This window comes from Eggerthella lenta DSM 2243 (assembly GCF_000024265.1).
GTDB classification, from domain to species: Bacteria; Actinomycetota; Coriobacteriia; order Coriobacteriales; family Eggerthellaceae; genus Eggerthella; species Eggerthella lenta.
The window spans coordinates 2,511,844-2,537,547 of record NC_013204.1 but is presented as its reverse complement, the minus strand read 5'-3'; the positions used below and the strand labels follow the sequence as shown (position 1 = coordinate 2,537,547).

Sequence of the window (25,704 nt, the reverse complement as noted above, 5' to 3'; positions counted from 1 at the left end):
CTCGGCAGCGGGGCGAAGGGTTCCGTGCGGAGGCGACCGACGCTCTCGGCCGCTCTGTGCAGAGCCCTTCGCCCTTTGCCGTTTTTTAGGGGGGCGGCAGCCGGCGGCGCTACCGTTCGGTGACGCTTCATTCTCTTTGACGGCTTTCCGGTTTCTTCTTGGCATGCTCGTCCTATACTCTACTTTTTTCGTCGGATAAACGAGGAAGGGCGTTGCCTATGTCGATGGAGGTGCTGGTGCCCGTCGCAGGTATCTTGGCGGTGTTCGCTGCCATGCTCGTCGTGCTCAAGATCATGCGATCGAAGGGCCTAAGCTTCACGGCGAGGGTGTTCACCGCGCTCGGGCTGGGCGTCCTGCTAGGTTTGGGAATCCAGCTGTTGCTCGGCCGCGACGGGGATGCTGCCACGACGGCGCTCGACTGGATATCCATCGTGGGGCAGGGTTATATCGGCTTGTTGAAGATGCTCGTCATGCCGCTCGTGTTCGTGGCCATCGTCGGGGCGTTCACGCGCGCGGAGGTCACCGAGCACTTCGGGCGCATCGCCTTCGCGGTGTTGGCCGTGCTGCTGGGCACGGTGACCGTTGCGGCCGTGCTAGGCTGGGGTGCGACGGTTCTGACCGGGCTTGCGCATGCGGGCTTCCTCGATGCCGCGACCACCGATGCCGCCGAGCTTTCGTCGCTCGCCTCCCAGCAGAGCGAGGCTGCCAGCCTTACGCTGCCGCAGGAAATCCTCTCGTTCATCCCGACGAACCCCTTCGCCGACCTCGCTGGCGCCCGATCCACCTCCACCATCGCGGTCGTCATCTTCTCGGCCATCCTCGGCGTCGCATATATCGGGTTGCGCGATAAAGACGTTGACCAGGCAGACTTCTTCAAGAGCCTCATCGACAGCCTGTACGGCATCGTCATGCGGATAGTGGCCATGGTGCTAGGGCTCACCCCGTACGGTATCCTCGCGCTCATCGCGAAGGTGATGGCCGCGAGCGATTACCGCGCCATCCTCGGACTGGGAAAGTTCGTGCTCGTGTCTTACGGCGCGTTGCTGGCGGTGCTGTGCGTGCATTGTCTCATCTTGCTGGCGAACCGTGTGAATCCGGCGACCTACTTCAAGAAGGCGTTTCCCGTGCTCAGCTTCGCGTTCGTATCGCGTTCGAGCGCGGGCGCGCTGCCGCTCAACATCGAGACGCAGCATAAAGCCCTGGGCGTGGACAGCGCGTCGGCGAACCTCGCGGCAAGCTTCGGCATGTCTATCGGGCAGAACGGGTGCGCGGGCGTGTACCCGGCGATGCTGGCCACCATCGTGGCGCCTACCGTAGGCATCGACGTGCTGTCTCCTACGTTCTTCGTGCCGCTCATCGCCGTGGTGGCCATCAGCTCGTTCGGTGTGGCAGGAGTGGGCGGGGGAGCGACGTTCGCCTCGCTCATCGTGTTGGGGACGATGGGGCTTCCTATCGAGGTGGTGGCCGTCCTCGCATCCGTGGAGCCGCTCATCGACATGGGTCGCACCGCCCTCAACGTCAGCGACTCCATGGTGGCGGGCATTACAGCCTCGCATGTTGCGGGCGGCCTCGACCGCTCGGTTCTGGACGATCCGGAGGCGCGTGTCACCGCCGAGGCGCACGTGAGCTGACGGGCATGAAAAAAGCCCTGGAGGGGGATGATCCCCTCCAGGGCTTCGCGCATCGGATTCGGCGCGTCCTAGCCGATGGCGTCGGCGAACCAGGAAGTGATGGACTGCGGGTGGGTGATGGCCGTCCCCACCACGATGGCGAAGGCTCCCGCCTCCATGGCCGCCTGCGCATCGGCGAGCGTGTGGATGCGACCCTCGCAGAACACGGGCACGTCGCCCGCCGCGGCGACGGCCTCGCGCAGGAACTCGAGGTCGGGGCCGGCGGTTTTCTCGCGGCCGCCGGGCACGTAGCCCGCCAGGGTGGTGGACACGATGTCCGCACCGGCTTCGAGCGCCCGCTGCACGTCGTCCATGCAGGAGCAGTCGGCCATGATCAGCGTTTCACCGCGCAAAGCCTCCACGGTCTCCTCGAAGGTGCGACCGTCGAGGCGGGGGCGTGCCGTGGCATCGATGGCCACCACGTCGGAGCCGGCGGCGATGCAGGCGCGCGCGTGGCGCAGCGTCGGCGTGATGTAGACGCCGTCGTGCCCCTCTTTCCAAAGGCCGATGACGGGGATTTCCACCTGGCCTTTGATGGCGGCGATGTCGGCAAGGCCTTGGCAGCGGATAGCGGCTGCGCCGCCGCGTTCGGCGGACAGGGCAACCTGCGCCATGGTTTCGGGGTGGCGCATCGGCTCGCCCACGTAGGCCTGGCAGCTGACGATGAGCTTGCCTTGCAGGGAGGAAATCAGGGGATCGGTCATGATCGTCCTTTCAGGGTATCGAGCAGGTATTCGGCGGCTCCGATGAGCGGGGCTCGGCTGCCGAGCGCGGCATCGACGATGGGCAGGCCGTGCATCACGGAAGGCGCCTGTCGCTCGAAGCCTTCTTGCAGGGCGGCTCGCCAGGCTTTTCCGGCGTTGCATACCGAGCCTGAGAGCACGACAAGTTCCGGATCCAGCAGATCCGTCCAGGTTGCGATGGCTTCGCCGAGCACCGCGCCCGCCTCCAGAATGATGCGGCGTGCCAGCTCCTCGCCGTCTGCGGCGCGCCTGGCTATCTCGTCTCCCGCAAGGCGTTCGCCTCCTGCTGCGACGTAACGGGCTTCGATTCCGCTGCCGGCCGCGATGGATTCAAGCTCGCTGGCGGTGCCGCAGGCGCGCGGCGTGCCCAGCGCATCGGGGCAGGGCGTTCGCCCCAGCTCGCCTGCGAACCCGTGCGCGCCTAGCAGCACGCGGCCGTTCGCCACGATGCCGCCGCCGAGCCCGGTGCCCGCTGCGATAACGAAGCAGGTTTGAGCGCCGCGGGCAGCGCCCCAACGAGCTTCGCCGAGCGCATGAGCCTTCACGTCGTTGAGCACGGCCACGGGAAGGCCGAGCGACGCGCTCAGACGCTCGGCTACGGGCTGACCGGTCCAGCCGGGCATGAGCTCGTTGGCGAACGCGATGCCGCCCGTGCGCACGTCCACGAGCCCGGCCGTCCCCACGCCGATGCCGACAACGTCGTCTTCGGCATCGGCTACCACGTCGGCCACGAGCGAGGCCAGGGTGTCCAGCACGGCGCTGCCGCCGCGCTGGGCTTCCGTGGGAACGCTGCGCAGGGCGTCCACCGTCGGCGCCGCATCGGCGGCGGAATAGCGCACGAGCGCACCCGCCATCTTCGTGCCGCCCACGTCGAAGGCGGCAATCGTGCATGGATGTTCGACGCTCATGCGGCGCTCACGCTACTTGCAAGCCGGAGCGCCGGGCGAGACGGGGCACGCATCCCAGTGCGCCTGGCGGATCGGCGCGTCGGCGTCCATGAGTCCCGCGCGCTTCAGCACGGCGACGATCTGCTCCACGTCCTCGCCTTCGAGCGCGCACACGGGCTCGCGCATCTGGTTCGTGTTGAACACGCCCATCTGCCACAGCGCCGTCTTGAACGCGCCCACGCCCGCGCCGAAGCCCACGGTGGCCTTCACCTCGCGCGTGACGTACATGAGGCGTGCGAGGTGATTCTGGATCTCGCGCACGCGCTCCCAGTCGCCGGCTTGCGCGGCGCGCCACTGCTCCACGTAGCTTGCCGGATCGATGTTCGCCAGACCCGGAACCGAGCCGTCGGCACCGCCCAGGTAGGCGCCGTCCACGACCACCTCGTGGCCGGTCAGCACTTGCAGCGGGTGGCCGGCGTCCTCGTTCTGCAGGCACAGCCAGCGGAACGACACGTCGTCGCCCGAAGAGTCCTTCACGCCCTGCAGCACGCCGTCCTCGCCGAGGCGCACGAGCATCGTGGGATCGAGCTTCGTGTGCACGCAAGCGGGCAGGTCGTAGGCGAACAGCGGCAGGTCGGTGTGCTCGCGGATGGCGCGGAAGTGGCGTTCCACCTCTTTGGGACCGCCGAGGGCGTAGAAGGGGGCGGTTGCCACGAGGGCGTCCACGCCGTAGCCCGTCGCGCGCTTGGCCTGGTCGACCACGCGCATGGTTTCCATGTCGATGATGCCCGTGAGCACCGGTACGCGGCCGTGCACCATGGCGATGGCCTCTTGCAGAACGTGGTAGCGCTGCGCGTCGGTGAGGAAGGCAACCTCGCCCGAGGATCCCAGGAAGAACAGACCGTCGACGCCCGCGTCGATCATGCGGTTGATGGAGCGCTCGAGCGCCTCGAGGTCGAGCTGGCGCTTCTCGGTCAGCGGAATGACGACGGGGGGAATGACGCCGCGAAACGGTGAATCAGTCATAGGAGCAAGCCTCTCTCTGTTCGTCGGTAAACGGTAAAAGGGTAAACTCCCTCAGCGTAAGCGTCAACGCAAGAGGGCAGGTCGCCACATAAAAAGCGCCCCCGGTTCAACCGAGGGCGCAGGGGAAACGTCGTAAGCTTACTTGCCCAATTCGGGATGCAGAAGCGACGGAGCCGCTCCCAGAAGCAGCTTGGTGTAGGCGTCTTTCGGGTGCTCGAACACGTCCTTCGCCGCGCCGCGCTCCACGGCCTCTCCGGCGTTCATCACGATGATCTGGTCGGAAATGTAGCGCACCGTCTGGATGTCGTGGCTGATGAACACCATGGACAGGCCCAAGTCGCGCTTGAGATCCATCAGCAGGTTCAAAATCTGCGCGCGCACCGACACGTCGAGGGCGCTGGTGGGCTCGTCGGCAATGATGGCGTCGGGCTCAAGCGACAGGGCGCGCGCGATGGCCACGCGCTGGCGCTGGCCGCCGGACAGCTGGCCCGGCAGGGCATCCAGCACGGAGTTCGGCAGGCCCACCATCTCGATGAGGTCGAGCACGCGGCGCTCGCGGGACGTCTTGTCGCCCACCTTGTGCACCACGAGCGGATCCATCAGCTGGTCGTGCACGCTCATGCGCGCGTTCAGCGCCGTGGCCGGATCCTGGAACACCACCGAGATCACGCGGCCGATGAGACGGCGCTGCGCAGCCGAGCGCTTCGTCACGTCCTCGCCCTTGAAGAACACCTTGCCCGACGTGGGCTGTTGCAAACCGCACATCACGTTGGCCGTGGTGGACTTGCCGCAGCCGGATTCGCCCACGATGCCCAAGGTTTCGCCGGGCATGAGCTTGAGGGTGAGGCCGCGCACGGCCTGCACTTTGTTCGGATGCAGGATGGAGCCCGTGCGCGTTTTGAACGTCACGCGGATGTCGTCGAGGAAGATGATGGGGGTGGGTTCGCCCGCTCCCGTTGCGGGCTGGACGCCCGCGTTCACGCGTTCCTGCTCGCTCATATGATGGCACCTCCTGGGACGTACGGTTTGATGCCGAGGCGCTTGAGCTCGCTGTCGGGCAGCTCGGCGTAGTAGTGGTCGGAGTCGGACACGCGCTTGAGCACGGGGCGCAGCTGGGACACCTTGTCAGGATGGCTGGAGCGCGGCGTGAAGCGGTCGCCCTCGGGGAAGTCTTTCGGGCTGGGGACGCTGCCGGGCACCTGGTGCAGGCGCGTTCCGCCGGCTTCGATGGACAGCACCGAACCCAAGAGACCGCGGGTGTATTCGTGCACGGGATGGCACAGGATGTCGGACACGGGGCCCTGCTCCACCACCTGGCCGGCGTACATGACCGTGATGGAGTTGGCCACCTCGGCGACGAGCGCCAGGTCGTGGCTCACGAACACCATCGCGAAGCCCAGCTCCTTCTGCAGCTTGTTCAACAGGTCGATGACCTGCTTCTGCACGGTCACGTCGAGAGCCGTAGTGGGCTCGTCGGCGATGATGAGCTTCGGATCGCGCGTCAGCGCCATGGCGATGAGCACGCGCTGGCGCTGGCCGCCGGACAGTTCGTGGGGGTAGGAGTCAAGCGTGCGCTTCGGATCGAGTCCTACCAGCTCCAGCAGCTCCTCGGCCGTGCGGGTTCCTCCGCGCTTCGTGAGCTGCTTCATTTGGGCTTTGATCAGCATGGACGGGTTCAACGAAGAGAGCGCGTCCTGGTAGATCATGGCGATTTCGCGACCGCGCAAGGCGTTCATCTGCTTCTGATCCATGTTCAGCAGGTTCTGGCCGTCGTAGAGGATCTCGCCGGACACCTTCGCCTTCGGATCCAGCAGCCCCATGATGGTAAGGGAGGTGATGGACTTGCCGCAGCCGGACTCGCCCACAAGACCCATGGTCTGGCGCGGGCGCACCACGAAGCTCACGTGGTCGACCACGTTCACGTCGCCGTGGCGCGGGAACTTGATGCACAGATCCTTCACTTCCAGAATAGGCGGCACGTCGGTGCGCGCCTCGAAGCGGTCGGTGCGCGTCTTCTCAATCGCCTGAAGCTCGCTGAGGCGCTGTTCGAGCATCTCCGCCTGGGCGGCGTATGCCAGCGTGGGGTCGGCCACGAGCTTGTCGGCCTCGCGGTTCGCGCGGACGGCGGCGTCATCGGCCTTGACCGGGGCCTTGGGCGCGGCAGCCATGGCATCGGTGATGCCCTCGGACAGGATGTTCAGGCACAGCACGGTGATCATGATGGCCAGACCCGGGAACAGCGCCTGCCACCAACGACCGGCAAGCACGCCGCCGCGGGCGTCGGACAGGATGTTGCCCCACGTGGGCGTGGGCTCGGGAATGCCGGCCGAGATGAACGACAGCGACGCTTCGAACACGATGGCGTCGGCCACCAGCACGATGGTGAACACCATGACCGGGGCGATGCAGTTGCGGATGACGTGCTTCACGAGGATCCAGGGGGCGCGGGCGCCGGAAACGACGACGGCGCGCACGTAATCCTGATTGTACTCGCTCACCACGTTGGCGCGCACGATGCGGGCGATCTGCGGGATGTACAAAAAGCCGATCGCGAAGATGAGCGAGGGCACCGAGTTGCCGAACACGAGCACGAACGTGGCGGCCAGCGCGATACCGGGGAAGGACATGATGACGTCCAGGATGCGCATGATGACCTCGGACACCCATTTGCGCGCCACGGCGGCGACGGCGCCGATGATGGAGCCGCACACGAGGGCGAAGGCGGTGGCGCCCAGGCCGATGATCAGCGAGTAGCGCGCGCCGTACATCATACGCGACAGCACGTCGCGGCCCTTGTCGTCGGTGCCGAACAGGAACTGGGCATCGGGGGCTTGGCGTGCCGTGAAGATCTCAAGCGGGTTGTGCGGCGCCAGGATGTTGGCGAACACGGCGATCATGACGATCAGGATGAGCACGACGAGCGAGATGCGCGATCCGATGCTCATGGCCTTCCACCGGCGGAAATGCACCTTGCCGGGATTGGCTTCCATCTTATCAGTGAGGTTTCCTCGAAGTTTGACCATGTTGCTACACCGTCCTGATTCGCGGATCGATCAGGATATAAAGCATATCCACGATGATGTTGATGATGATGAAGGTGATGGCCACGCACAGCACGACGCCCTGCACGAGCATCGTGTAGCTGGACTGGATGCCCGAGAGGATGGCCATGCCCATGCCAGGGAGGTTGAAGATGACCTCGATGACCACGGCGCCGCCGATGAGGTAGCCGATGCGCAGGCCGAGCACCGTCACGGGCGTGATCAGCGCGTTGCGCAGCACGTTGCGGGCCACCACGACGCGCTTCGGAATGCCGGCGCCCAGCGCGGTGCGCACGTAGTCCTTGTCCAGCTCTTCCACCATGGACGTGCGGATGACGCGCGTCAGCTGGCCGGCCACGGGAACGCCCAGCGCGATGGCGGGCATGGCCATGCGGGCCAGCCAACCGCCCGGATCGGCCGTCAGCGAGGGCAGCGGGCCGGAGGCGGGCAGCACGTGCAGCATCGAGGAGAACAGCAAAATCATGAGCACCGCCAGCCAGAACGACGGCGTGGCGATGCAGGCGATGGAGAACACGCGGATGATCTGGTCGGGCCATCGATCCCGATACAAGGCCGAGATCACGCCGAGGATCACTGCGATGACCACGCCGATGATGAGGCCGAAGAACGTCAACTGCAACGTGACGGGCAGAGCTTCGCCGATGCGATCGGCCACCGAGGCGTTGTTCGCGCCGTAGGTGCCGAGGTCGCCTTGTACGAGGCCGACGATGAAGTTACCGTATTGCACGAGGATGGGATCGTTCAATCCGTGCTCCTCGCGATACTGCTCGGCTTGGGCTTCAGTGGCGTTCTCGCCAAGGACCGAATACGCTTGGTCGATAGGAGAGAGTGCCATGATGAAGAAGACGAGGATGGTGACACCGAAGATCATGATCGGCAACGCTATGAGGCGTCGTCCGATTAATCGTAGCAGGTTGCTCACCGTATCCCCCTTTCGCTTCGTGGGCTCGAAAGCCCGCTTGCACTGACAAACTGCTGCCTGCATCGCGCGCGCAGGCGCGGTAAGGCGTAGACAACCAATGGTATTTTATATGATTCGCACTGATTATGCGGAGAAATAAGAACGATCTTGCTTCGTGTCCGACGCCGTCGGTACGACCTCGCCGCTCGAGTTAGGACGGATTCCGTTCGCATACGAGAAACCAGCTGCTCCCGGTTCCGCGGGCATGCTCGCATCCGACGCATGCCTCGCCGGGACATAGCTCCCCGGAGCGAAACGTTTCGTCGAACAGGTCGGCGGGCAGCAGTCGTTCATCGGGTTCGGCACCTTCGATGCACGACGCGATCAAGACGGACAGCTGGCGCATGCCCCGTGCGGTGGGGTGGGTGCCGTCGACGGCCTCGTAGTCTATGCCGAACGCCTCGAGGTCGGCCACGTTGCAGCCGTGCTCTCGCGCAGCAGCGCGAATGGCGTCGTTGTAGCTCTTGAACGGTGCGCCGCGCAGGTTCCATGCGAACGTGGGGCTCGGGCATCCGGCCACGCGTCCGGGGCAGAGCGTGCAGCACCATACCTCGGCTTGCGGGTAGGCTGCGCGCATCCGTTCCAGCAGCAGCCCGTAGGCGGCGCGGAAGCGGTCGATCGCGCCGGGCGCGGCGGCTGCCGGGGCGTGCGGTTCGATGGCGTCAAGATCGAGCGCGACGGGCACGGCGTTGCCGCGGCCGGCGGCTTGCGCCGTCGCGCCGCCCCAGCCGTAATCGTTGATGCCCATGAACACGATGACGACATCGGGCTGCACGCCGTCTTCGGCCAGCGCGTCGATGCGTTCTTGACTGTTTCCGGCAGGGAAGCCGGCGCCTTCCACGAGGCTTCCGGAGAACGAGCTGTTCGCCAGCAGCCGTCCGCCGAGGCGTTCGATAACTTGGGACCACCAGGTGTCGGCGCTCGACGTCACGCCGGTCTGCTCGCAGCGTTCGCCCTGGTAGTACACGGCGAATCCGTCGGGGTTGCATCCATCGAACGTGCTGATGGAATCGCCGAGAATGGAAAAGGATCTCATAGGGCCTCTTTCTCAAAAGCAAGGGCCCGCTCCTTGCGGAGCGAGCCCTGGGGGTTGCCTTGCTCTACGGGTTCACAGCGCGCGCTTACGCCTTCACGCTCGCACCGAGGAACACGAGGCCCGTCGTGGCGATGGGCTCGAAGCCGGTGATCTGCGTCTCCTGGTAGCCCGTGGCCAGCTCGCGGTGGAACAGCGGGTACAGCGGAACTTCCTCGGCCAGAAGGTCGAAGCACTTGTTCCACAGCTCCTGCTGCTCGTTGCCGGTGGCCTCGCGAGCCTGCTGCATGAGGGTCTGCAGCTCGTCGAACTTGCCGTCGCCGGCCTTCTTCCAGCAGCTGCGGCCCTGGGTCCACACGTTGTCGCCGTACCACCAGGACATCAGCAGGTCGGGGTCGTTGCCGAAGCAGGTCGGGTCGCCCGGGGTCAGCATGACGTCGTAGGGCAGCACGTCGGCCGACTCGGCCAGAGACGCCCAGTCGATCTTCGTCTCGTTGATGGTGCAGTTCACGCCGATGGCATCGAGGTCGTTCTTGATGCCGGCGGCCAGGTTCTTCACCCAGTTGTTGTTCGTCATCAGCTCGAAGCTCAGGTCGGTGACGCCGGCCTCGGAAAGCAGGCTCTTGGCCTTCTCGGGGTCGTAGGTGTACACCGTGGAAGCCTTGTGGTAGTTCTCGTGGCTCTCGGGCAGGAAGCTCGTCACCTTCGCGGCATGGCCGGCCATGGCGTTGGAGATCAGCTTGTCCACGTCCACGGCATAGTAGAACGCCTGGCGGACGCGCTTATCGTCGAACGGCTTCTTGAGCGTGTTGAACATGAAGAACGGCTGGTTGAAGCCCTGGATGTAGTCGACGGACGCGCCGGCGGCCATGAGCTGTTCGGCGTTGGCGTCGGGCACGTTCTCCATGACCTGGACCGTGGCCTCCTGCAGCGCGGTGGTGCGGGAGGTGTCGTCGAGCAGGATGTCCCAGTGCATCTTGTCGGCCGTAGCGGCGTACTTGCCGTTGTAGTTCGTGTTCGGCACGAACTCGATGGAGCCGCCGTCGTCGCCGTTGATGGTGTCGTACACCCACGGGCCGGAACCGATCGGCTTCGTCTTCAGATCATCCTCGGTCAGCGAGGCGGGGAACACCTTGACCACGCTCAGACGGCCCTTCAGCAGGCTGTCGAAGGGGTACTTCAGCGTGAAGGAGACGGTCTTGTCGTCCTTCGCAGACACCGTGTCGATGAATTCGAGGAAGGCGCCGTAGGTGGCGTCGGCCATGTTCTTCTCGAACGCGTTCACCACGTCGGCGGTGGTGACGTCCGTGCCGTCGGAGAACTTGGCACCGTCGCGCAGGGCAACCTCGTACTCGGTGTCGGAGACCTTCGTGGGCTCGCCGGCGGCAAGCGCGTTATAGGTCTTGTAGGTGTGCAGATCGAGGTCGTACAGGCCCTCGAACACATGCCACGTGGCGGCCAGCATCAGCGCGGAGCTGTTGCCGATCGGGTTGACGTTCGTGCTCGTGTAGGCCATGGCGCCGGTCAGCGTGCCGCCCTGGGCCGCTGCGCCGGCGTCGGTGCCGGCATCGGTCGACGGGGTGTCCGTCGTTTCGCCGCCGCCACCGCAGCCGGCCAGAGTCAGGCCTGCTGCAGCCGCCGCGACGGCGCTGCCCGCCAAGAACGTGCGGCGAGACAAAGTTGCTTTCAAAGGCTGTTCCATTGGTTTCCCTCCATTTCGGTATCGGGGCAGGAGGCCCCGAACGTACGTGCGTGCTTGCGCACGCGCACAACAGCAGTGCCCATTATCCGGGAAAACCCCCAGAAAATAAAGAACTTGTAAGATCAATGTTCTTATATTTGTTCAAATACGAGAATAATTCACCAGGGGAAATACGTGGTATCATGCGCCGCATGATACGAAAGAGCGATAAAAGTAACAGTTGGCTAACGGCGTTCCTCAGCCGCGAAAACCGACCGTTTCCCGCACTGGTTGTCCGTCTCTCGCGTCCAGCGTTGCCCGCGCCCGCCAAGTTGCTGGCGCCGCCCGCTTCGAACGAGGCCGTGCGCAAGTCCATGAAGGGTAACAAGCGCAGCAACACGAAGCCCGAGCTTCTGGTGCGCGAGCGCCTGCGCGCGGCTGGCCTGACGGGGTATCGGCTGCAGTGGAAGGTGCCGGGGCACCCGGACGTAGCGTGGCCGGGCAAGAGGGTGGCGCTGTTCGTCAACGGGTGCTTCTGGCACAGGTGCCCGCACTGCAAGCCCAGCATGCCGAAGAGCAACGTGGAGTACTGGGTGGTGAAGTTCGAGCGTAACGTCGAGCGCGACGAGCGCAGCCGCGCCGCGTTGGAGGAGCTAGGCTGGACCGTCCACGTGATCTGGGAATGCCAGCTCAAGAAGAAGACGATCGACGACACGTTCGCCGCGCTGCTCCCCGCTCTCGCCGAGGAGCTAGGAAAAGAACTCAAGGGCATCTAGCGAGAAGGCTGGCGCACGGTGGTCTGGCGCTCGAACGGTCCTGCTCGCGCAAACAGCTCGCTGGGCCGTTCGGCTCGTGCGGAACCGCGCCCAGACCGCCGCGCGCAAGCCTTCCGCCGCCTACCGACGGGGGCGACCGCGGCGTGCCGCCCATCGTATTCGTCGCACCGCAACGCGATTTCGGGCTGGTATCATAAATGCCGTGTATTCTGTCAGGCGAAGCAAGCTGAGCAAGAGCAGAAGGTCGGGGCCCCGATGCGCCTTTGTCGGGTGAGCATCCCCTTCGAAGGAGAGGAATATGACGAGAGAATTCAAATCTATGGACGGCAACAACGCCGCCGCGTACGTCTCCTATGCGTTTACCGAGGTGGCGGGCATTTACCCGATCACTCCGTCGAGCCCCATGGCCGACCTGGTGGACCAGTGGTCCGCTGCCGGCAAGAAGAACATCTTCGGCACCACGGTGAAGGTGTGCGAGATGCAGTCCGAGGGCGGCGCCGCCGGCGCGGTGCACGGCTCGCTGGCCGCAGGCGCGCTGACCACCACCTACACGGCTTCCCAGGGTCTGCTCCTCATGATCCCCAACATGTACAAGATGGCCGCCGAGCAGCTGCCGTGCGTGTTCCACGTCAGCGCGCGCACGCTGGCCACCCAGGCGCTTTCCATCTTCGGCGATCATTCCGACGTCATGGCGTGCCGCCAGACGGGCTTCGCCATGCTGGCCGAGACGAACGTGCAGGAGGTCATGGACCTGTCGGCCGTGGCGCACCTGTCCGCCATCAAGGGCCGCATTCCTTTCATCAACTTCTTCGACGGCTTCCGCACCTCCCACGAAGTGCAGAAGATCGCCGTGTGGGACTACGAGGATCTCGCCGACATGTGCGACATGGAGGCCGTGAGCGAATTCCGCGAGCATGCGCTGAACCCCGAGCGTCCGGCCATGCGCGGCAGCCACGAGAACGGCGACATCTTCTTCCAGCATCGCGAGGCGTGCAACGGCGTGTACGATGCGCTGCCCGCCATCGTCGAGGACTACATGCACCAGGTGAACGCCAAGCTGGGTACGAACTACGAGCTGTTCAACTACTACGGCGCGCCCGACGCCGACCGCGTGATTGTGGCCATGGGCTCGTTCTGCGACGTGGTCGAGGAGGTCGTGGACTATCTGAACGCCCAGGGCCAGAAGGTGGGCCTCGTGAAGGTGCGCCTGTATCGCCCGTTCGTGAGCGAGAAGTTCATGGCCGCGCTGCCTGCGACGGTGCAGAAGATCGCGGTCATGGACCGCACGAAGGAGCCGGGCGCGCTCGGCGAGCCCTTGTACATGGACGTCATCAACGCGCTCGCGCACGAGGGCCGCGCCGATCTCACGGTGGTAGGCGGCCGCTACGGCCTGGCGTCGAAGGACACCCCGCCGTCTTCGGTGTTCGCCATCTACCAGGAGCTGGAGAAGGACGCGCCGGCGCGCGAGTTCACCGTGGGCATCGTCGACGACGTGACGAACCTGTCGCTTCCCGAGGATCCGAACAGCCCGAACACCGCAGCCGAGGGCACCATCGAGTGCAAGTTCTGGGGCCTCGGCGGCGACGGCACGGTGGGCGCGAACAAGAACTCCATCAAGATCATCGGCGACCACACCGACAAGTACGTGCAGGCATACTTCCAGTACGACTCGAAGAAGACCGGCGGCGTGACCATCAGCCACCTGCGCTTCGGCGACTCGCCTATCCGCAGCACCTACTATGTGAACAAGGCCGACTTCGTGGCTTGCCACAACCCCTCCTACGTCACCAAGGGCTTCCGCATGGTGAACGACGTGAAGCCGGGCGGTGCGTTCATGATCAACTGCCAGTGGACGCCCGAGGAGCTTGAGCACCACCTGAACGCCGAGGCGAAGCGCTACATCGCCAACAACGACATCAAGCTGTACACCATCAACGCCATCGACCTCGCCGCTGAGATCGGCATGGGCAAGCGTACGAACACCATCCTGCAGTCGGCGTTCTTCACGCTGGCCAACGTGATCCCGCAGGACGAGGCGCTGCAGTACATGAAGGACGCCGCCACGAAGTCCTATATGAAGAAGGGTCAGGACGTCGTCGACATGAACCATCGCGCCATCGACGCGGGCGCCACGGCGTTCGTGCAGGTGGAGGTGCCTGCAAGCTGGGCGAACGCTGTGGACGAGAACGAGGCTCCGACGCTCGAGGGTCGTGCCGAAGTGGTGAAGATGGTGCGCGAGATCATGGAGCCGGTCGGCCGTATGGACGGCGACCGTCTGCCGGTGTCGGCGTTCGTCGACCACGCCGACGGCCAGTTCGAGCAGGGCGCGGCCGCCTACGAGAAGCGCGGCGTGGCTGTGAGCGTGCCCGCGTGGGATGCCGCCACGTGCATCCAGTGCAACCAGTGCGCTTTCGCGTGCCCGCATGCCACCATCCGCCCGTTCGCCCTCACCGAGGAAGAGGCTGCTGCGGCTCCCGCCGCTACCGTCATGGTGCCTGCGAAGGGCAAGGCCGCTGCCGGCCTGCAGTACACGCTGGCCATCTCGCCGTTCGACTGCATGGGCTGCGGCGTGTGCGTGAACGTGTGCCCGTCCGACTCGCTGGCAATGGTATCCACGGAAAGCCAGCTGGCGCAGCAGGACGTGTTCGACTACTGCGTGGACAACGTGTCCGACAAGCCCGCGCTCGAGGATGCCACGGTCAAGGGCAGCCAGTTCAAGCAGCCGCTGCTGGAGTTCTCCGGCGCCTGCGCCGGTTGCGCCGAGACGGCGTACGCCAAGCTGGTCACCCAGCTGTTCGGCGATCGCATGTACGTCGCGAACGCCACGGGTTGCTCGTCCATCTGGGGCGGTCCGGCCGCTACGTCGCCGTATACGGTGAACGCAGAGGGTCGCGGGCCTGCGTGGTCGAACTCCCTGTTCGAGGACAATGCCGAGCACGGTCTGGGCATGTTGCTGGGTCACGAGGCGGTGCGTGACCGCCTGGTCGGCAAGTTGGAAGCCATGGCAGCTAACGACAAGACGCCGGCTGAGACCAAGGATCTTATCGCGGCGTACCTCGACACCATGGCCGATGGCGAGGCGAACGCCAAGGCCGTCGAGGCGCTCGTTCCCGCGCTCGAGGCTGCTGTCGAGAACGGTTGCCCGGAGGCGCCCGAGATCCTGCAGAACAAAGAGTACCTGAACAAGAAGTCCGTCTGGATCTTCGGCGGCGACGGCTGGGCCTACGACATCGGTTACGGCGGCCTCGACCACGTGCTGGCATCCGGCGAGGACGTGAACGTGTTCGTGTTCGACACCGAGGTGTACTCCAACACCGGCGGTCAGGCTTCGAAGGCAACCAACATCGGCCAGGTCGCCCAGTTCGCGGCCGCGGGCAAGGACGTCAAGAAGAAGAGCCTCACCGAGATCGCGATGGCGTACGGCTACGTGTACGTGGCGCAGGTTGCTATGGGCGCCAAGCCGGCCCAGACCATCAAGGCCATCGCCGAGGCCGAGGCCTATCCCGGACCGTCGCTGATCATCGGCTACTCGCCGTGCGAGATGCACTCCATCAAGGGCGGCATGGCGAACTGCCAGGACGAGATGAAGAAGGCCGTCGACTGCGGCTACTGGAACCTGTTCCGCTTCAACCCGGCCGCCGAGCCCGGCAAGAAGTTCACGCTGGACTCCAAGGAGCCCGCGGGCGGCTACCAGGAGTTCCTCATGAACGAAGCGCGTTATAGCCGTTTGACCCGCGAGTTCCCTGAGCGCGCCAGCGAGCTGTTCGAGCGCAACGAGAAGGCGGCCATGGACCGCTACGAGCACCTGCTCAAGCTCAAGGACGTCTACGCCGAAGCGTAAGCCGTTTTCAAGGAACACGATGAACGAAAGCCCCCGACGCGAACGAGCGTCGGGGGCTTTTTGCGTCCGAGAGTTGTTCTTCGTTGATGTTGTACGAAAATGGTTGTACAATTGAGCACACGAAAGGAGTCGGCATGGACGATTCTATGGTTACGGCACGCATGCTGGATGAAAAGAAGCGCAAAGGCGCTCGCATCCTTGCGCGAGAGGGTCTCAGCGCTTCTCAAGCGATCAACCTCATGTACGACAAAATGATCGAGGAGGGGGAGGCGGGTTTCCTTCGAGCCGATTCGAGTCGTATCGGCGATGAGGCGAAGTGGGCCGCTGCTTCTCGTTTCGTCGATTCTCTATCCTCGAAGCGTGCTTCTCGTTTCGACGATATGACTAAGGCAGAGGTGAGGATGGAGCGCCTGCGTTCGAGGGGCATGATGTGATATGGCTCGCATGAAGCTCCTGTTGGACACCAATGTCGTTATCGATTATCTGCATGAGCGCGAGCCTTATTACGATAAGGTTCGCTTGCTCATGACGGCGGGTCGTGTGGGGGAATTCGATCTCTGGATCACCTCGTCGCAGGTGACCGATCTTATCTACATCCTCTCGGAGGGCGGGAAGCGCTCGCTGTTGTCGCGTGTGCTTGAGCAGCTGCGAGGGATGCGGACGTTCGTGAACGTGCATGCCGTCAGCGATCGGGAGGTCGATCGGATGCTGGCAGCCTCGTGGAAGGACCCGGAAGATTCGCTTATCTTTGAATCAGCATTGGAGATGCGCGCCGATGCCATAGTCACCCGCAATCAGAAAGATTTCGAGTCGTCGGTGATCAAAGTGGTGGACTGCGACGAATTCTTCGTCTGGATGCGCAAGGACTTCGGATTGGACTACGAAGAGGTGGTCATCTAGCGAGATGCGTGATCGGACGCATATGAGTGAAACGTGGTCGGTTTCCCCTTCGGGGTGAAGCCAATTGCGATTCGTGCCCAGTGCGTCTATCCGCACCGCGATGCGCAGAGCTTCGGGCCGTCATGCGAACGGGCGGGTTTCAGCCGCCTATTGCGCAAGACGGGCGGGTGCTCATGCGCTACCATGGGGGCACCCGATTTCAGAAGGAGCCGACGCACGCCATGGACGAAGCACGCGAGCCCACCCCTCATGCCCTGACGCGATTCTCCGACGAGGTGCGCGGCTGGTTCCTCGATGCCTTTCCCGAGCCCACGCCGTTGCAGGAGCGTGCCTGGGACGTTATCGAGGGCGGCGAGAACGCGCTGGTCATCGCACCCACCGGCTCGGGCAAGACGCTCGCGGCGTTCCTGTTCGCCATCGACGAGCTTATGCGCGAGAAGGCGGCGACGGCGGGTTTGCCGAAGAAGGAGCGTCCCGGCAAGGGCGTGCGCGTGCTGTACATCTCGCCGCTGAAGGCGCTCGGGGCGGACGTGGAGCGCAACTTGCAGGCGCCGCTCGCCGGCATCGCGGCGCGCATGGCGGCCGCAGGCGGCGCGATGCCCGAAGTGCGCACGGGCATGCGCACGGGCGACACCACGCCCGACCAGCGCCGTAGCCTGCAGCGCAACCCGCCCGACATCCTCATCACCACGCCCGAATCGCTGTACCTCATGCTCACGTCGCAGGCGCGTGAGACGCTGCGCACGGTGGAAACCGTCATCGTCGACGAAGTGCACGCGTTGGCGGGAAGCAAGCGCGGCGCGCACCTGGCTTTGAGTCTCGAGCGCCTCGACGACCTGCTGGAAAAGCCGGCGCAGCGCATCGGGCTGTCGGCCACCGTGCGTCCGCGCGACGAGATCGCGCGCTTCCTGGGCGGGCCCCATCCCGTGCGCGTCGTCGCCTCCGAGGGGCGGCCCGACATGGACGTGCGCGTGCGCGTGCCCGTGCGCGACATGACCGCCGTGCCGACGTTCGGGGGAAGCGACCTGACGGGGGGCGGCGCGGGAAAGCGCGGGGGAGGGCCGCGCCTCGCGCCTGCGGAGGAAGCGTGGAAGTCCGATCGCGCCCTGCGCGCCGCCATGGCGAAGTCTTCGCTCCCGGCGAGCACGACGAGTCCCGACAGCCGTCTCGGCTCGTCTTCCATCTGGCCCTACATCGAAGCCTCCATCCTCGACGAGGTGCTGGCGCACCGCACCACCATCGTGTTCGTGAACTCGCGCGGGCTGTGCGAGAAGCTGACGGCGCGCCTGAACGATCTGTACGCGAAGCGCATGGGCATCGCGCGCGGCGTCGATATGGACGCCGCGGCGGCGCCCATCCGCTCGGATCTGGGCTCCACGGCGGACATGTCCACGGGCGCGCCGGCCGTCATCGCGAAGGCGCACCACGGATCGGTGTCGAAGGAGAAGCGCCTGCAGGTGGAGCGCGAGCTGAAAGCGGGCGAGCTGCCGTGCGTGGTGGCCACCTCGTCGCTGGAGCTGGGCATCGACATGGGATCCATCGACCTCGTGCTGCAGGTGGCGGCCCCGCCGTCGGTGGCCAGCGCCCTGCAGCGCATCGGGCGCGCGAACCACCAGGTGGGCGGCCGCTCGACGGGGTCCATCTTCCCGCGCACCCGCACCGAGATCATCGACGCGGCCGTGGCGGCCGAAGGCATGTACGAGGGCCGCATCGAGCAGACAGCGTTCGTGAAGAACGCGCTGGACGTGCTGGCCCAGCAGACGGTGGCCGCCGTGGCCATGGACGAGCTGGCGGCGGACGACTGGTTCGACACGGTGCGGCGCGCGGCCCCGTATTCCGAGCTTCCGCGACGGGCCTTCGATTCGGTGCTGGGCATGCTGGCCGGCCGCTATGCGACGGCCGATTTGGCCGAGTTCTCGCCGCGCATCGTGTGGGATCGCGAGCGCGGGCGGCTGCTGGCGCGTCCCGGCACGCAGCGCCAGGCCGTCATGTCGGCGGGCACCATCCCCGACCGCGGGATGTTCTCGGTGGTGTTGCCGGAAGGCGACGGCGCGCAAGGCCGGCGGCGCGTGGGCGAGCTGGACGAAGAGATGGTGTACGAGTCGCGAGTAGGCGACATCATCACGCTGGGCACCAGCTCGTGGCGTATCAGCGAGATCACGCGCGACCGCGTGATCGTGGAGCCCGCGCCCGGGCGCTCGGCCCGTCTGCCGTTCTGGCATGGCGAAGGCGTGGGGCGGCCCGCCGAGACGGGGCGCATGCGCGGCGCGTTCCTGCGCGCGGTGGCCGCGGGCATCGAAGGCGACGATGCGGAGGCGGAGGAGGGGGGCTTCGGCGTGTCCTGCGCGGTGAGCGAGCGCTTGGCCGCGGACGGCCTCGACGACGATGCGCAGCGCAACCTCGTCGAGCTGATCCGCTCGCAGCGCGCGGCGACGGGCATCATCCCCGACGACAAGACGCTCGTGGTGGAACGCTGCGAGGACGAGCAGGGCGACTGGCGCGTGCTGCTGCATTCGCCGTACGGCCGCCGCGTGCACGAGCCCTGGGCGATGGCGGTGTCCGATCGCATCATGGCGATCTACGGCTACGACGCGCAGGCCATGGCGGCCGACGACGGCATCGTCCTGCGCATCCCCATGACCGAGACCCGCCTCCCCGGCATCGAGCTGTTCGCGTTCGACCCCGACGAGCTCGACCGCATCGCGCGCGATCGCGTGGGCTCCACGTCGCTGTTCTCGGCGCGGTTCCGCGAATGCGCCGCGCGCGCCCTGCTGATGTCGCCCATCGCGCCGGGCAAGCGCGCCCCGCTGTGGCAGCAGCGCCTCAAGGCCGGCCAGCTGCTGGAGGCCGCCCGGCGCGAGCGCGAGTTCCCCATCCTGGTGGAAACGGCGCGCGAGTGCTTGCAGGACGTGTACGACATGAGGGCGCTGCACGAGCTGATGGAGCAGGTGCAGGCGGGATCGGTGCGCTTGGTGGAGGCGCAGACGTCGGTGCCGTCGCCGTTCGCGGCGCCGCTTCTGTTCGGGTACGTGGGCGAGCACCTCTACGCGGGCGATCTGCCGCACGCCGAGCAGCGCGCGTCGCTGCTGTCGCTCGACCCCACGCTGTTGGGCGAGCTGCTGGGCTCGACCGACTTGGGCGACGTTCTGGACGCGGACGTGATCGCCGGCGTGGAGGCCGGCTTGCAGCGTCTTGCTCCCGATCGGCGCATGCGCGGCATCGAGGGCGCGGCCGACTTGCTGCGCGTGCTGGGGCCGCTGTCCGTCGAGGAGGCGGCGTTGCGTATGCGCTCGGACGCCGAAGCGGACGACGACGGGGCAGCGGACGAAGGGGGCGGCGAAGCGGCCACCGAAGAGGAAGCGCATGCGCTGCTCGAAGAGCTGCAGCGCGCCCATCGGGCGTTTACGGTCGTGTTGGGCGGCAAGGAGCTCTGGGCGGCCGTCGACGATGCGGCGTTTCTGCGCGATGCGCTGGGCGCGACGATCCCCCCGTGGGCCGACGCGCTCAACCGCCCCGCCAGCCAATCCGGCCAAGCGCAAGCCCCCTTACGTGATCCCGAGCGAAGCGCGCAGCGCGAAATCGAAGGATCCCGTGCGGCGTCGGCCGAAAGCGATGGCGGCGAGGATGCGCTCCACCCCCTGGACGAACTGCTCGCACGCTACGCGCGCACGCACGGCCCCTTCTCCGCCGAGGCCGCGGCGGCGCGCTTCGGCATCGGGGTCGCCGTCGCCCGGGACGGCCTCGCCCGCCTCACCTCGGCGGGGCGCCTCATGCAGGGCCGCTTCGGGGAAGACGGGGACGGGCGGGCGTGCGCCTGGGTCGAGACGGGCGTGTTCCGGCGTCTGCGCTCGCTGTCGTTGGCGGAAGCGCGCCGCGCCGTGCAGGCGGTGAGCCCGAGCGCGTTCGCGCGCTTCCTGATCGACCTGCAAGGAGCAGGGCCGCTGGGCGAGGAGCGATTCGAGGGCATCGACGGACTCGCCCAGGTGATCGCCCAGTTCGAAGGCGTGTTCCTGCCGGCTTCGGCCTGGGAGGCGCACGTGTTCCCCAGCCGCGTGCGCGACTATCGTCCCGGCATGCTCGACGAGCTGCTGGCTTCGGGCGACGTGGTGTGGGCGGGCGCTCGCCGCGAAGGCGACGAGGGCGATGGACGTGAGCGAGCGTTGCGACCTGGCAGCTCCCGCGAGCGCGAAGCCGCAGGCCTCGTCGCGTTCTATCCCACCGATTCGCCGTTCGCGCCCGTACGGCCCGATCTGGCCGATGCGCCGTCCGACGGGCCGAAGCTGGAAGGCTCGGCGGCGCCGTCAGTCGAGGCGACCGTGGTGGAGGCGCTCGGGTTCGGGGGCGGCTTATTCTTCCGCCAGATCGTCGATGCGGTGCGCCGACGGCTTGCGCCCGAGTTCGTCGACGAGGCGGTCGTAGCCTCCACCATGCGCGAGCTCATGTGGGACGGGCGCGCGACGAACGACACGTACGCGCCGGTGCGCGCCTCGCTCGAAGGCGCGGGCGCTGCTGCGGGCAAGCCGCGCAGCGCGCCGCGTCGACGCGTGAGCAGCCGCCGGTCCGCCATGCGCACCGTCGATTCTCCGACGATGCGGGGCATAGCGTCCGCGCAGGCCGCGGTGGGCGCGGCTCTGACGGGGCGGTGGTCGCTCATCATGCCGTCGCCGGAGAACGACACGGTGCGCGCCATCGCGCTGGTGGAATCGATCCTCGATCGCTACGGCGTGCTGTCTCGCGACGTGGTGCAGCTGTCGGGCGTGCCCGGTGGGCTGGGCGCGTTGCTTCCCGTGCTGCGGCAGATGGAGGACGTGGGGGATGTGCTGCGCGGCGCGTTCGTGCAGGGCCTCGGCCCCGCGCAGTTCGCCGCGCGCGAGACCATCGACGTGCTGCGCACCTACGAGGCGGGCGACGGCGAGGCCGATCCACGCGAGCCCGTCGTGCTCGCCGCCGACGATCCCGCGTGCCTGTACGGCGCCGGCCTGCCTTGGCCGCCGGTCGCGCGCGCCGATGCCGAGGGCGCCGAAGAGCATGAAGCCCGTCCGACGCGTCGCGCGGGCAGCCTCGTCGTCGTGCTGGGCGGCGTGCCGGCGCTCTACGCTGCGGCGGGGTTGCGCTCGCTGCTGTCGTTCACGGACGACGGCGACGCGCTCGCCCGGGCGGCGCGGGCCCTCGTGGCGCACGAGAAGCGCTCCCTCAGGCGCGCGGGAGCCGAAGGCGCCCGCAAGAAGGTGGTCGTGGAAACGCTCAACGGCCGATCGATCCTGGATTCCCCGCTTGCCGAAGTCCTGCAAGATGCGGGGTTGGTGCGCCTTCCCGACGGCATGCGCCTCTACGTCTCGCCGTTCTGACGGTTCCGACGGCTCCGGCGGCCTACGGACTGCGCCAACCTGTGCGCCTTACATGCCCCGAACAAGAAAAGGAGCCGCCCGAGGGCGGCTCCTTCCGAACGATCGCAAGCCGGGCGTGCAGTCTAGCCCAGCAGCTTCTCCACGTAGGCCAGCTTCACGCAGACGGTGAACACGTCCATAGCCTCGTCCAACTCCTCCAGCGGCGGCAGGGTGGGGGCGATGCGGATATTGCTGTCGTTCGGATCCTGCTTGTACGGGTACGTGGCGCCTGCGCCCGTCATCGTGACGCCTGCTTCCTTCGCCAGGGTCACGACGCGCTTGGCACAGCCTTGCGGTGCGTCGAACGACACGAAGTAGCCGCCGCGCGGGTTCGACCACGAGCAGCCGCCCACCTCGTCGAGTCCCTCCTGCAGCTTGGCGTTCACCAGCTCGAACTTCGGGCGCAGGATGGCGGCGTGCTTGGCCATGTGCGCCGCCAGGCCTTCGGCGTCGCGCAGGAAGCGCACGTGGCGCAGCTGGTTCAGCTTGTCGTGGCCGATGGTCTGCACGCCCACGCGTTTCTTGATCTCGGCGATGTTGGCCGGGCTCGCCGCCAAGGCGGAGATGCCCGCGCCGGGGAACGTCACCTTCGAGGTGGAGGCGAACTTGAAGCAGCGGTCCTCGGTTCCCGCTTCGCGACAGGCGGCGGCGATGTCGAGCAGCTGATCCTGCTCGGCCGCGTCGTCGAACAGATGGTGCACGCAGTACGCGTTGTCCCAGAAGATGCGGAAGTCGTCGGCGGCGCACTCCATGGCGGCCAGGCGGCGCACCGTCTCGTCGGAATACGTCGTGCCGCCGGGGTTCGAGTACTTCGGCACGCACCAGATGCCCTTCACGGAGGCGTCGGAGGCGGCGATGCGCTCGACCTCGTCCATGTCGGGCCCTTCGTCGGTCATCGGCACGGGGATCATCTCGATGCCGAACTCCTCGGTCACGCCGAAGTGGCGGTCGTAGCCGGGAGCGGGGCAGATCCACTTCACCGTGTCCAGCTTGCCCCACGGCTCAGAGCCCAGCGTGCCGAACATCCAGCAGCGCGCCACGGTGTCGTACATGATGTTGAGGCTGGCGTTGCCGAACACGATGACGTTGTCCGGCTCGTCGTCCAGCATGCAGGCCATGAACTCCTTGGCCTCGGGAAGGCCGAATCCCACGCCGTAGTTGCGGCAGTCGGTGCCGTCGGCGGCCACGCAGTCCTCCATCGTGGTCACGGTTTCCAGCAGCGGCATGCTGAGGTCGAGCTGCGCCTTGGCGGGCTTGCCGCGCGCCATGTTCAGCGCCAGACCGCGCGCCTTGATCTCGCCGTACTCGCGCTCCAGCTCCTCCTTGAGCGCTGCCAGCTGAACGTTATCCATCTCCGCGTACGTGGGCATCGTGCTTCCTTCCATTGTGAGTCGTGCGTACGATCCCCAGTATAAGGTTAAGGGGAAAGGCCGTCGATAGCGTTTTCGCCGAACGACGGTCCGGTGTCCCGCGTGCAACGGCTCCGCCGCCCTCCGCTGCGCCGGAAGCTCCGCGCGCTACGATGCGGGCATCCGACGAAAGGAGGCCCTCATGCCCATACCCGACCCGCGCGCCAACGAGAAGAAGGAAACCTACATCTCGCGCTGCATGGAGCACATCACCCGCTACGAGAAGGACAAGTTCCCCGATCAAGACCAGCGCGCCGCCATCTGCTACTCCACTTGGGATCGCTGGCAGAAGGACCACGGCCACCCCGAGAAAGCCGAAAAGTAGGCTTCGTTCCAAGTCCCTTCATCCTGCATGAGGCGGGGCGGCGGGGGCGATGACCTGCCTCCGCCGCAATTAGTCGCGCTTCGACCCGCGCCGTTGTCGTATAATTCCCTCATTTCGCATAGAGAAGAGGGGAGGAGACACCTGTGGTTTCCAACGATTTTTGGGTCGTATTCGCGATGCTCCTGTATTTCGTCGCGGTGCTCACCATCGGGTTCGTGTACGCGAAGCGCTCGAACTCGTCGACGGCCGAGTACTTCCTCGGCGGCCGCGGGGTGGGGCCGTGGCTCACGGCGCTGTCGGCGGAGGCGTCCGACATGTCGGGCTGGTTGCTCATGGGCCTGCCGGGCGTGGCCTACTTCACCGGTGCGTCCGACGCCATGTGGACCGCCATCGGCCTTGCCATCGGCACGTATCTCAACTGGAAGTTCGTGGCGAAGCGTTTGCGGAAGTATTCCGTGGTGGCGGGCGATTCCATCACGCTGCCGGAATTCTACAGCAAGCGCTTCCATGACCGTAAGAACATCGTGTCCACGGTGGCCGCGCTCATCATCATGGTGTTCTTCTGCGTGTACGTGGGCAGCTGTTTCGTCACGTGCGGAAAGCTGTTCGCCACGCTGTTCGGCCTCGACTACGCCACGATGATGGTGCTCGGCGCCATCATCGTGTTTTTGTACACGCTGGTCGGCGGCTACCTTTCGGTGGTCACCACCGACTTCGTGCAGGGCGTGCTCATGTTCTTCGCGCTGGCCACCGTGTTCGTGGGCTCGGTCGCCTGGGCGGGCGGCGTCGACAACACCGTCGCGTTCCTGCAGAACATCCCCGGCTTCCTCAGCGGCACCCAGATAGCGGTGCCCCTCGTGGACGACGCGGGCCGGCAGCTCGTGGAGAACGGGACGCCCCTGTTCGGCGACGCGGCCGAGTACCCGCTCATCACCATCGCCTCGATGCTGGCGTGGGGCCTCGGCTACTTCGGTATGCCGCAGGTGCTCGTGCGATTCATGGGCATCCGCTCGGCTGACGAGGTGAAGAAGTCGCGCGTGATCGCGGTCGTATGGTGCGTCGTGTCGCTGGCCTGCGGCATCTGCATCGGCTTGGTGGGCCGCGTCATCATTCCCGTCGACTTCGCCACGCAGGCTCAGGCCGAAAACGTGTTCATCGTGCTGTCCCAGATGATCTTGCCGCCGTTCATGTGCGGCGTAGTGGTGTCGGGCATCTTCGCGGCGTCGATGAGCTCCTCGTCCTCGTACCTGCTGATCGCCGGCTCCTCGGTGGCTGAGAACATCTTCCGCGGGGTCGTCAAGAAAGACGCCACCGACCGCCAGGTCATGATCGTGGCGCGCCTCACGCTCATCGCGGTGTTCATGTTCGGCATCATCGTGGCGTACGACGAGAACTCTTCTATCTTCGGGGTGGTGTCCTACGCTTGGGCGGGCCTCGGCGCCTCGTTCGGCCCGCTCACCCTGTGCGCCTTGTATTGGCGCCGCGCCAACATGCAGGGTGCGCTGGCCGGCATGATCACTGGTACGGTCACGGTGCTCGTCTGGCACAACTTCATCAAGCCTCTCGGCGGCGTGTTCGGCATCTACGAGCTGCTCCCCGCGTTCGTCCTGTCGTTCGCCGCCATCATCATCGTGTCGCTGCTCACGCCCGCCCCGTCGGAGGCGGTCGCGAACGAGTTCGACCATTACATGGACGAAGGGGGAGCCGCCGTCGAAAAGGTCGTGCAGTAGTCGGATCGTTCACGGTTGCACAACATCTAGAGGAGGCCACCACAACACTTGGTGGCCTCCTCTTTTTCCCGTCATGCCTGATGGAGGGCTTGTTTGTGGTTTCGTGACGTGAAGGATACGGCTGCGGCACTTCGACATCGCCCCATGTGGCGGCTTTGAACTGGGCTTATGAAACGCGTTCACAACCTTTTTTGACCATCGGCGCGAACGTGGTATCATGCGTTCAGCTTTTGCCCATACATACTACGTGCTCAATCTAGGAGGATTTCATAC

Annotated in this window: 17 protein-coding genes; 8 read left to right on the top strand and 9 right to left on the bottom strand. The window is 65.9% G+C overall.

From position 1 onward, the window contains the following. Positions 1-218 precede the first annotated feature (218 nt). A complete protein-coding gene (locus ELEN_RS10820; protein WP_015760983.1) occupies positions 219-1,631 on the top strand; it encodes an L-cystine transporter in 1,413 nt (470 codons plus the stop codon). Between the two features lie 68 nt (positions 1,632-1,699). Here the strand turns inward: ELEN_RS10820 and ELEN_RS10815 are convergent, their stop codons facing one another. The 8 genes from ELEN_RS10815 to ELEN_RS10780 all read right to left on the bottom strand — a co-directional run bounded on the left by ELEN_RS10815 (position 1,700) and on the right by ELEN_RS10780 (position 11,072). After that, complete coding sequence (locus ELEN_RS10815) at positions 1,700-2,374, bottom strand: N-acetylmannosamine-6-phosphate 2-epimerase (RefSeq protein WP_015760982.1); 675 nt, start codon at positions 2,372-2,374, stop codon at positions 1,700-1,702. Further along, positions 2,371-3,321 carry an ROK family protein gene (locus ELEN_RS10810; RefSeq protein WP_009306329.1) on the bottom strand — a complete coding sequence of 317 codons (951 nt, stop codon included), beginning with the start codon at positions 3,319-3,321 and terminating at the stop codon, positions 2,371-2,373. The genes ELEN_RS10815 and ELEN_RS10810 overlap by 4 nt, the downstream gene beginning before the upstream one ends. A gap of 12 nt (positions 3,322-3,333) precedes the next feature. After that, positions 3,334-4,326, bottom strand: coding sequence for a dihydrodipicolinate synthase family protein (locus ELEN_RS10805; RefSeq protein WP_009306328.1), 993 nt, complete (start codon positions 4,324-4,326; stop codon positions 3,334-3,336). Positions 4,327-4,464: 138 nt separating this feature from the next. Next, on the bottom strand, positions 4,465-5,325 hold the full coding sequence (locus ELEN_RS10800) for an ABC transporter ATP-binding protein (RefSeq protein ID WP_009607794.1): 861 nt from the start codon (positions 5,323-5,325) through the stop codon (positions 4,465-4,467). Further along, complete coding sequence (locus tag ELEN_RS10795) at positions 5,322-7,349, bottom strand: dipeptide/oligopeptide/nickel ABC transporter permease/ATP-binding protein (protein WP_015760981.1); 2,028 nt, start codon at positions 7,347-7,349, stop codon at positions 5,322-5,324. The genes ELEN_RS10800 and ELEN_RS10795 overlap by 4 nt, the downstream gene beginning before the upstream one ends. A 4-nt stretch (positions 7,350-7,353) precedes the next feature. Then, a complete protein-coding gene (locus ELEN_RS10790; protein ID WP_009306325.1) occupies positions 7,354-8,310 on the bottom strand; it encodes an ABC transporter permease in 957 nt (318 codons plus the stop codon). 190 nt (positions 8,311-8,500) lie between these two features. Further along, on the bottom strand, positions 8,501-9,385 hold the full coding sequence (locus tag ELEN_RS10785; protein WP_015760980.1) for an SGNH/GDSL hydrolase family protein: 885 nt from the start codon (positions 9,383-9,385) through the stop codon (positions 8,501-8,503). Between the two features lie 85 nt (positions 9,386-9,470). Continuing rightward, entirely contained in the window at positions 9,471-11,072 is a 1,602-nt protein-coding gene (locus ELEN_RS10780; RefSeq protein WP_226844417.1) for an ABC transporter substrate-binding protein, read from the bottom strand. Between the two features lie 353 nt (positions 11,073-11,425). Here ELEN_RS10780 and ELEN_RS10775 point away from each other — a divergent pair, with 353 nt between their 5' ends. The 5 genes from ELEN_RS10775 to ELEN_RS10755 all read left to right on the top strand — a co-directional run bounded on the left by ELEN_RS10775 (position 11,426) and on the right by ELEN_RS10755 (position 21,928). After that, the gene (locus tag ELEN_RS10775) at positions 11,426-11,839 is read left to right on the top strand and encodes a very short patch repair endonuclease (protein WP_233789687.1); all 414 of its coding nucleotides are present in this window, start codon (positions 11,426-11,428) and stop codon (positions 11,837-11,839) included. 298 nt (positions 11,840-12,137) lie between these two features. Next, positions 12,138-15,680, top strand: coding sequence for a pyruvate:ferredoxin (flavodoxin) oxidoreductase (gene nifJ / locus ELEN_RS10770; protein ID WP_015760978.1), 3,543 nt, complete (start codon positions 12,138-12,140; stop codon positions 15,678-15,680). An 86-nt stretch (positions 15,681-15,766) separates the two neighbouring features. After that, a complete protein-coding gene (locus ELEN_RS10765; RefSeq protein ID WP_227101050.1) occupies positions 15,767-16,114 on the top strand; it encodes a type II toxin-antitoxin system RelB/DinJ family antitoxin in 348 nt (115 codons plus the stop codon). A gap of 1 nt (position 16,115) precedes the next feature. Then, positions 16,116-16,580, top strand: a complete 465-nt coding sequence (locus ELEN_RS10760; RefSeq protein WP_015760977.1) for a type II toxin-antitoxin system VapC family toxin — start codon at positions 16,116-16,118, stop codon at positions 16,578-16,580. Between the two features lie 221 nt (positions 16,581-16,801). Beyond that, positions 16,802-21,928, top strand: a complete 5,127-nt coding sequence (locus ELEN_RS10755) for a DEAD/DEAH box helicase (protein ID WP_049760226.1) — start codon at positions 16,802-16,804, stop codon at positions 21,926-21,928. A gap of 122 nt (positions 21,929-22,050) precedes the next feature. Here ELEN_RS10755 and ELEN_RS10750 read toward each other — a convergent pair whose 3' ends face one another. Further along, positions 22,051-23,337 (bottom strand): aspartate aminotransferase type Ic, encoded by a 1,287-nt coding sequence (locus ELEN_RS10750; protein ID WP_009306310.1) that lies wholly within the window; start codon positions 23,335-23,337, stop codon positions 22,051-22,053. A 181-nt stretch (positions 23,338-23,518) separates the two neighbouring features. Between ELEN_RS10750 and ELEN_RS10745 the strand changes: the two genes are divergently transcribed. Both ELEN_RS10745 and ELEN_RS10740 read left to right on the top strand, forming a co-directional pair. Then, positions 23,519-23,701, top strand: a complete 183-nt coding sequence (locus tag ELEN_RS10745; protein ID WP_009306308.1) for a hypothetical protein — start codon at positions 23,519-23,521, stop codon at positions 23,699-23,701. Positions 23,702-23,844: 143 nt separating this feature from the next. Further along, entirely contained in the window at positions 23,845-25,431 is a 1,587-nt protein-coding gene (locus tag ELEN_RS10740) for a sodium/proline symporter (protein ID WP_009306305.1), read from the top strand. The last annotated feature ends 273 nt before the right edge of the window (positions 25,432-25,704 follow it).

What these genes read in the sequence shown, in the direction of transcription:
- ELEN_RS10810 (WP_009306329.1), bottom strand. Translation starts at nt 3,321, where the DNA reads ATGAGCGTCGAACATCCATGCACGATTGCCGCCTTCGACGTGGGCGGC.
- ELEN_RS10760 (WP_015760977.1), top strand. Translation starts at nt 16,116, where the DNA reads ATGGCTCGCATGAAGCTCCTGTTGGACACCAATGTCGTTATCGATTAT.
- ELEN_RS10765 (WP_227101050.1), top strand. Translation starts at nt 15,767, where the DNA reads ATGTTGTACGAAAATGGTTGTACAATTGAGCACACGAAAGGAGTCGGC.
- ELEN_RS10795 (WP_015760981.1), bottom strand. Translation starts at nt 7,349, where the DNA reads ATGGTCAAACTTCGAGGAAACCTCACTGATAAGATGGAAGCCAATCCC.
- ELEN_RS10815 (WP_015760982.1), bottom strand. Translation starts at nt 2,374, where the DNA reads ATGACCGATCCCCTGATTTCCTCCCTGCAAGGCAAGCTCATCGTCAGC.
- nifJ (WP_015760978.1), top strand. Translation starts at nt 12,138, where the DNA reads ATGACGAGAGAATTCAAATCTATGGACGGCAACAACGCCGCCGCGTAC.
- ELEN_RS10820 (WP_015760983.1), top strand. Translation starts at nt 219, where the DNA reads ATGTCGATGGAGGTGCTGGTGCCCGTCGCAGGTATCTTGGCGGTGTTC.
- ELEN_RS10750 (WP_009306310.1), bottom strand. Translation starts at nt 23,337, where the DNA reads ATGCCCACGTACGCGGAGATGGATAACGTTCAGCTGGCAGCGCTCAAG.
- ELEN_RS10785 (WP_015760980.1), bottom strand. Translation starts at nt 9,385, where the DNA reads ATGAGATCCTTTTCCATTCTCGGCGATTCCATCAGCACGTTCGATGGA.
- ELEN_RS10755 (WP_049760226.1), top strand. Translation starts at nt 16,802, where the DNA reads ATGGACGAAGCACGCGAGCCCACCCCTCATGCCCTGACGCGATTCTCC.
- ELEN_RS10800 (WP_009607794.1), bottom strand. Translation starts at nt 5,325, where the DNA reads ATGAGCGAGCAGGAACGCGTGAACGCGGGCGTCCAGCCCGCAACGGGA.
- ELEN_RS10805 (WP_009306328.1), bottom strand. Translation starts at nt 4,326, where the DNA reads ATGACTGATTCACCGTTTCGCGGCGTCATTCCCCCCGTCGTCATTCCG.
- ELEN_RS10745 (WP_009306308.1), top strand. Translation starts at nt 23,519, where the DNA reads ATGCCCATACCCGACCCGCGCGCCAACGAGAAGAAGGAAACCTACATC.